We start from the raw sequence: 5,569 nt of genomic DNA, 5'->3' as shown, positions 1-5,569 counted from the left end.
GGGGCGGGCTCGAGGCCCGCTGAGTTTCAGGCGTTCAGCCTGGCGGGGGATCGCGGGGCGCGTCCGGGACCGGGGCGACCTCGCTCCATGGGAAGGGGCGGGCCATGCCGGCCAGAACCCGCCGGGGCCCCACGAAGGACGAGCGCGCGTGGGCGGCGAGCAGGTTGTCGATGACGAGCAGGTCCCCGCGCTCCCACGGGAACATCACCTGCTCGGCCTCGTAGGCGGCGCGCAGCGTCTCCATCACCTGCGGCTCGATGGGGCTGCCGTCGCCGTAATACGTGTGGTTGGGCAGCGCTTCCTCGCCCAGGTCGGACAGCAGCGCGGAGGCCACCGGCGCGGGCAGGGTGGAGACGTGGAAGAACGTGGCGTGGTTGAACCAGACGGGCTCGCCCGTGACGGGGTGCAGCCCCGCCGCGCGCCGCACCTGCCGCGTGCGCAGGCGGTTGCCGTCGCGCCACTCGACCTGGATGCCGCTGCGCTGGCAGTACGCCTCCACCTCGGCGCGGTCCTCCGTCTGGAACGCCGTCTGCCAGCTCAACCCCAACTGGTCGCCGAAGTTGCGGACGTACGTGTAGCCCTGCTCCAGGAAGCGCGCGCGCACCTCGGCCGGCAGGCGCTGGAAGATGCGCCGCGTGTCCGCGAGCGGCGTCTCGCCACCCTGTTGCGACGGCAACACGCAGGCGAAGAAGAGGCGCGCCGGGAAGGTCTGGTTGTAGGACTGCTCGTTGTGCAGGAAGATCCGCTCGGACGGCGGATGGTCCGTGGACGTGTAGATGTTCCCGCTCACCTGCGAGCGCGGTGAAGAGCGCTCCTCGTACGCCAGCGCCTCGTCCGCCAGCGCCCGGATGACCTGGTCCATGGCCTCGGGCGTCACCACGTCGAAGCCGCGGAAGAGCACGGCGCCATGGCGGTGGAGCTGCTCGTCCACGCGCGCGCGGTGCGTGCGGCACCACTCGGCCAGCTCGACGCCCGGAAGGGACGGGCGGGCCACCACGGGCAGGTGCAGGCCGGGCCGCAGCTCCTCGAAGCGCACGAAGTCCTGGCCGGAGCCGTCCACCTCACGCCTGCGCAGCTTCGGGAGTGCGCGCTTCGGCTGGCCATCCGTCGTCATGACTCGCTCCCACCGCGACGACGCACGCCGCGGAACAGTTCCTTGCGTGAGGACTGGAGCGCCTGCGCCCGCTCCTGCTGCCGCTGGCGCTCGCGCTCCACCAGCACCGCGTGCAGCTCCTCCAGCGTCGCGTCCGGCCGGGCCACCGCCGCCGCCAGCGTGGCCTCGTAGTCCTCCGCCAGCCGCGCGATGGTGGAAGCGTCGAAGAGGGCGGTGGCGAAGCGCAGCACGCCCTGGAAGCGGCCCTCGGACTCGGCCAGCAGCACGGACAAATCGAACGGTGAACCGCCGTCGTCGATGTCCAACTGGCGCAGCTTCAGCCCGGGCAGTCGCAGCGCGGGCAGCGGCGCGTTCTCCAGGACGAACATCACCTGGAACAGGGGGTTGTAGCGGGCGTCGCGCGGCGGGCGCAGCGCCTCCACCAGCTTGTCGAAGGGGACATGCGGATGTGCCTGGCCGCCGAGCGCCACCTCGCGCACGCGCCCGAGCACCTGCCGGAAGGTCGGGTTGCCCTCCAGGCCCACGCGGAGCACGAGCTGGTTCACGAACAGGCCGATGAGGTTCTGCGTCCGCGCGTGCTCGCGGCTGGCCACGTCCGTGCCCACCACCAGGTCCGCGCGGCCCGTGCGCGAGTGCAAGAGCACGAGGAAGCCCGCCAGCAGCGACATGAAGGGCGTGGTGCCCTCGGCCCGGCCGAGCTGCCGCAGCCCTTCGCTGAGCGCGACGGAGAGCGACACCGGCTGCCGGGCACCCTCGAAGTGCTGGCGCTCCGGGCGGGCTCTATCGAGGGGAAGCTCCAGGAGCGGCGGTGCTCCCGTGAGGCGCTCCTTCCACCACGCGAGCTCCTCGTCGAGCAGGCCGCCTTCCAACCGGCGTCGCAGCCACGCCGCATGATCCGCGTACTGCACGGGCAGCTCCGGCAGCGGCGACGGCCGACCCTGCGCGAAGGCGGCGTAGAGCGCGCCCAGCTCCCGCACCACCACGCCCATGCTCCAGCCGTCCGACACCACGTGGTGCAGCGTGAGCAGCAGCCGGTGCCGGTCCTCCGACAGCTTCAGGAGCTTCGCGCGCACCGGCAGCTCGCGCTCCAGGTCGAACGGTCCGCGCGCCTCCTCGGCGGTGAGGCGCTCCGTCTCGCTGGCCTGTCGCTCCTGCGGCAGTCCGCTCAGGTCCACCACGGCACCCGGGCGCGACAGGGGCCCACCGGCCGGGACTTCCGAAGGCGCGAGGATGTCCTGCACGCGGCGGCCCTGGACGCGGGGGAAGCGCGTGCGAAGTGCCTCATGCCGGTGGACGATGGCCTCCAGGCTGCGGGTGAGCACCGCCACGTCCAGGCGTCCCTCCAGCTCCACCGCGGCCGGGATGTTGTAGGCCGCGCTGCCCGCCGCGAGCTGATCCAGGAACAGCAGCCGCTCCTGTCCCGGCGACAGCGGTGCATCCCCACGGGCCCCCGCCACCAACGGCGGCGGCGCGGCGGAGGGATGGCGCAGCTCCGCGAGCGCCCGCGCGGTGAGCGCCTCCAAGTGCACGCCCTCCAGGAGCAGCGCCACCGGGAGGTGGATCTCCAGCTCCTCCTCCAGCGCCGCCTTCAGCTCGACGGCGTGGATGGAGTCCAGGCCCAGCGCGGTGAGGGGCCGCGTCGCTTCCAGCGCCGACAGCGGCACGGACAGCGCGCGCGACAGGTGCTGTCGCAGGTACGTGCCCAGCAGTTCCGCCCGCTCCGTCTCGGACGCGGCCCGCAGGGACTCGCGCGTCAGCCGGGGGGCCTCCGAAGCGGCACTTCCGGCAGCCTCGGACGCGTCGCCAGCAGTCTCGGCGAGGACCTCCTGGGCGAGGATCTCCAGCTCATTCGCCAGGAACTGCGTGCGACACGCGCGCCGCTGCACCTTGCCGCTGGACGTCTTGGGCAGCCCTCCGGCGGGGATGAGCACCACCGTGTCCGCGGTCACCTCGTGCGCCTGCGCGATGGCGCGCCGGACGGCGTCGATGGCGGGGGCGGGTTCGCTCAGCAACTTGCGATCCACCTCCAGCACGACGACGAGCTTCTCCTCGCCGCCCCGATCCACGGAGAACGCGGCCGAGCAGCCCGGACGCATCGCCGGGTGGCTCGACTCCGCCGTCAGCTCCAGATCCTGCGGGTAGTGGTTGCGCCCGCGCAGGATGATGAGGTCCTTGATGCGGCCCGCGACGAACAGCTCCGTGCCGGACAGGAAGCCCAGGTCGCCCGTGCGCAGGTAGGGGCCCTCGCCGGTGTCGGCGCGGCGCGCGCGGAAGGTGGCCTCGCTCTCCTCGGGCCGCTCCCAGTAGCTGCCCGCCACGCTCGGGCCGCGCAGCCAGATCTCCCCCAGCCGGCCCTCGGGCACGGGCAGGCGGGACTCGGGCTCCACGATGATCAGCTCCTGCCCGGGGATGCTCGCGCCACTGCCCACCAGCGTGCGCGCGTCGGTCTGCTCGCTCACGTCACCGGGGGACACCTTCTCGGCGCGGCCCTGCTGGAGCGCCTCCTGCCGGTACACCTGCTCCACCGGCGGCGCGGCCTTGCGCCCGCCCGACGCGATGAGCGTGGTCTCCGCGAGCCCGTAGCACGGGTAGAAGGCCTCCTTGCGGAAGCCGGAGTCCGCGAACGCGCGCGTGAAGCGCTCCAGCGTCTCCGCGCGTACGGGCTCCGCGCCGTTGAAGGCCACGTCCCAGGAGCTCAGGTCCAGCGCCGCCCGCTGCTCGGGCGTCGTCTTGCGCACGCACAGGTCGAAGGCGAAGTTGGGTCCACCGCTCGTCGTCGCGCGGTAGCGGGAGATGGCCTCCAGCCAGCGCGCCGGCCGCTTGAGGAAGTCCAGCGGCGACAGCAGCACCACGGGGAAGCCTCCGCACAGCGGCTGCAGCACGCCGCCGATGAGGCCCATGTCGTGGTACGGCGGCAGCCAGATGACGCCGCGGCTGTCATCCGAGTGCTCGAAGCACTGGTGGATGGCCAGCGAGTTCGCCAGCAGGTTGCCGTGGCTGAGCATCACGCCCTTGGGCGTGCCGGTGGAGCCGGAGGTGTACTGGAGGAAGGCCAGCCCCTCGCGCGCCGTGCCCGGATCCTTCCAGCCGCTCGCCTCGCCATCCTCCACCGCGTCGGTGGCCAGCCAGGACAGGCCGGAGAGCGCGGCGGACTGCTCGCCCATCGACTCCATGAAGCCCTGGATGAACCCGGTGGTGAGCGCGAACCGCGCCCGCGCGTCCTGGATCACCGCCTCCAGCCGGGGCAGCGTGCGCGCCAGTCGCATCGGATCCGGCGGGTAGGCCGGCACCGCCACCGCGCCCGCGTAGAGACAACCCACGAAGGCGGCCACGTACTCAAGACCTGGAGGGTAGAGCAGCAGCACCCGCTCGCCCCGGGCGCCCCGCGCCTGGAGCGCCGCGCCGATGGCTCGCGCCCGCCGATCCAGCTCTCCGTAGGTGAGGTGCGCTTCCTCTGTGTCACCATCCACGAGGAACGTGTAGGCGAGCTGATCCGGGCGTTGTTCCGCCCTGAGACGTGACAGCTCCACCAACGTTGAAACGTTTGGTAACAATTCTGGCGAACGCATGCGTTGGGCCGAACGAGAGGTACCGAGCCCCGGTCAACCCCGTGGACTCCCCGGGAAGACGCGAAACTCGTGCAGCGTGAGCGGAATTATTCGCGGAAAACGTGCAGGACTGTTAACACAGCACGTTACAAACTGTCCATGTACGCAGGCATTTCTCAGTCAGGCCCCTTGATACATCGGGGGCCTGACAGCGCTTCCCGTTCGCGGATCAGCGGATGGGGAGCGGATGGTCGGCGGACAGGCTGTCGGACAGTCGGACCGACAGGGTGGGACACGCGCCCGGCAGTCGCTCCGCGAGGTACTCGGTGAGCACGCGCTCCATGCGCAGGGACTCGTCCTGCACCAACCGCTTGAGCTCCGCCAGGTGGGTGAGGCTCTCCAGGACGGCGTCGGTGCCCACGCCGAAGTCGATGAGACACGCCACCTCGTCCACGTCGCCGGCCAGCAGCTTGTCCACCATGGGGAGGCAGGACGTCACGGTGCCGATGAGCGCGCCGGAGCGGTAGTAGCGCTCGAAGGCGTAGGAGGCCAGGTAGTCCGCCCACTTGGGCTCGTTGATGTCCACCTGGAGGTCCAGGCTCTTCACCATCGTCTGCATCAGCGCCACGTGCGCGCGCAGGTACGCGGTGAGCGGGCCGCGCACCGTGTCCAGCACGTCGTCCACGTCCTGGCCGACGAAGGTGTGCATCATCAGCGTCGCGGTGCGCGAGTCACGCGCGTGGCCGGCCTTGTCCGCCGCCGCGTGGAAGAGGCCGATCTTCTCCAGCGCCTCCTCCAGCGGCTGGCCCAGGAGCGACGTGAGGACGTTGTAGCCGCCGGTGCCGGTGCGCTCGAAGAGGGCGGGGTCCGTGGCGCACGTCACCCAGGTGGGGAGCCGGGGCTGGAT

General features: G+C 71.6%; 3 protein-coding genes. All 3 read right to left on the bottom strand.

All coding sequences use genetic code 11. The features are described 5' to 3' along the window. Nucleotides 1–34 precede the first annotated feature (34 nt). Nucleotides 35–1,114, bottom strand: a complete 1,080-nt coding sequence (locus D7V93_RS36655) for a TauD/TfdA family dioxygenase (RefSeq protein WP_120647773.1) — start codon at nt 1,112–1,114, stop codon at nt 35–37. Beyond that, nucleotides 1,111–4,644 (bottom strand): condensation domain-containing protein, encoded by a 3,534-nt coding sequence (locus tag D7V93_RS36650; RefSeq protein ID WP_158623945.1) that lies wholly within the window; start codon nt 4,642–4,644, stop codon nt 1,111–1,113. The genes D7V93_RS36655 and D7V93_RS36650 overlap by 4 nt, the downstream gene beginning before the upstream one ends. 247 nt (nt 4,645–4,891) lie before the next feature. Continuing rightward, on the bottom strand, nt 4,892–5,569 hold a 678-nt coding region (locus tag D7V93_RS36645), incomplete at its 5' end, for an LLM class oxidoreductase (RefSeq protein WP_158623944.1).

This window comes from Corallococcus llansteffanensis (genome assembly GCF_003612055.1).
GTDB classification, from domain to species: Bacteria; Myxococcota; Myxococcia; order Myxococcales; family Myxococcaceae; genus Corallococcus; species Corallococcus llansteffanensis.
Note: the sequence above shows the minus strand (reverse complement) of the source record. Positions and strands in the feature narration are given on the sequence as shown.

Coding starts and splice junctions, on each gene's coding strand:
- D7V93_RS36655 (WP_120647773.1), bottom strand. CDS start 1,114: ATGACGACGGATGGCCAGCCGAAGCGCGCACTCCCGAAGCTGCGCAGG.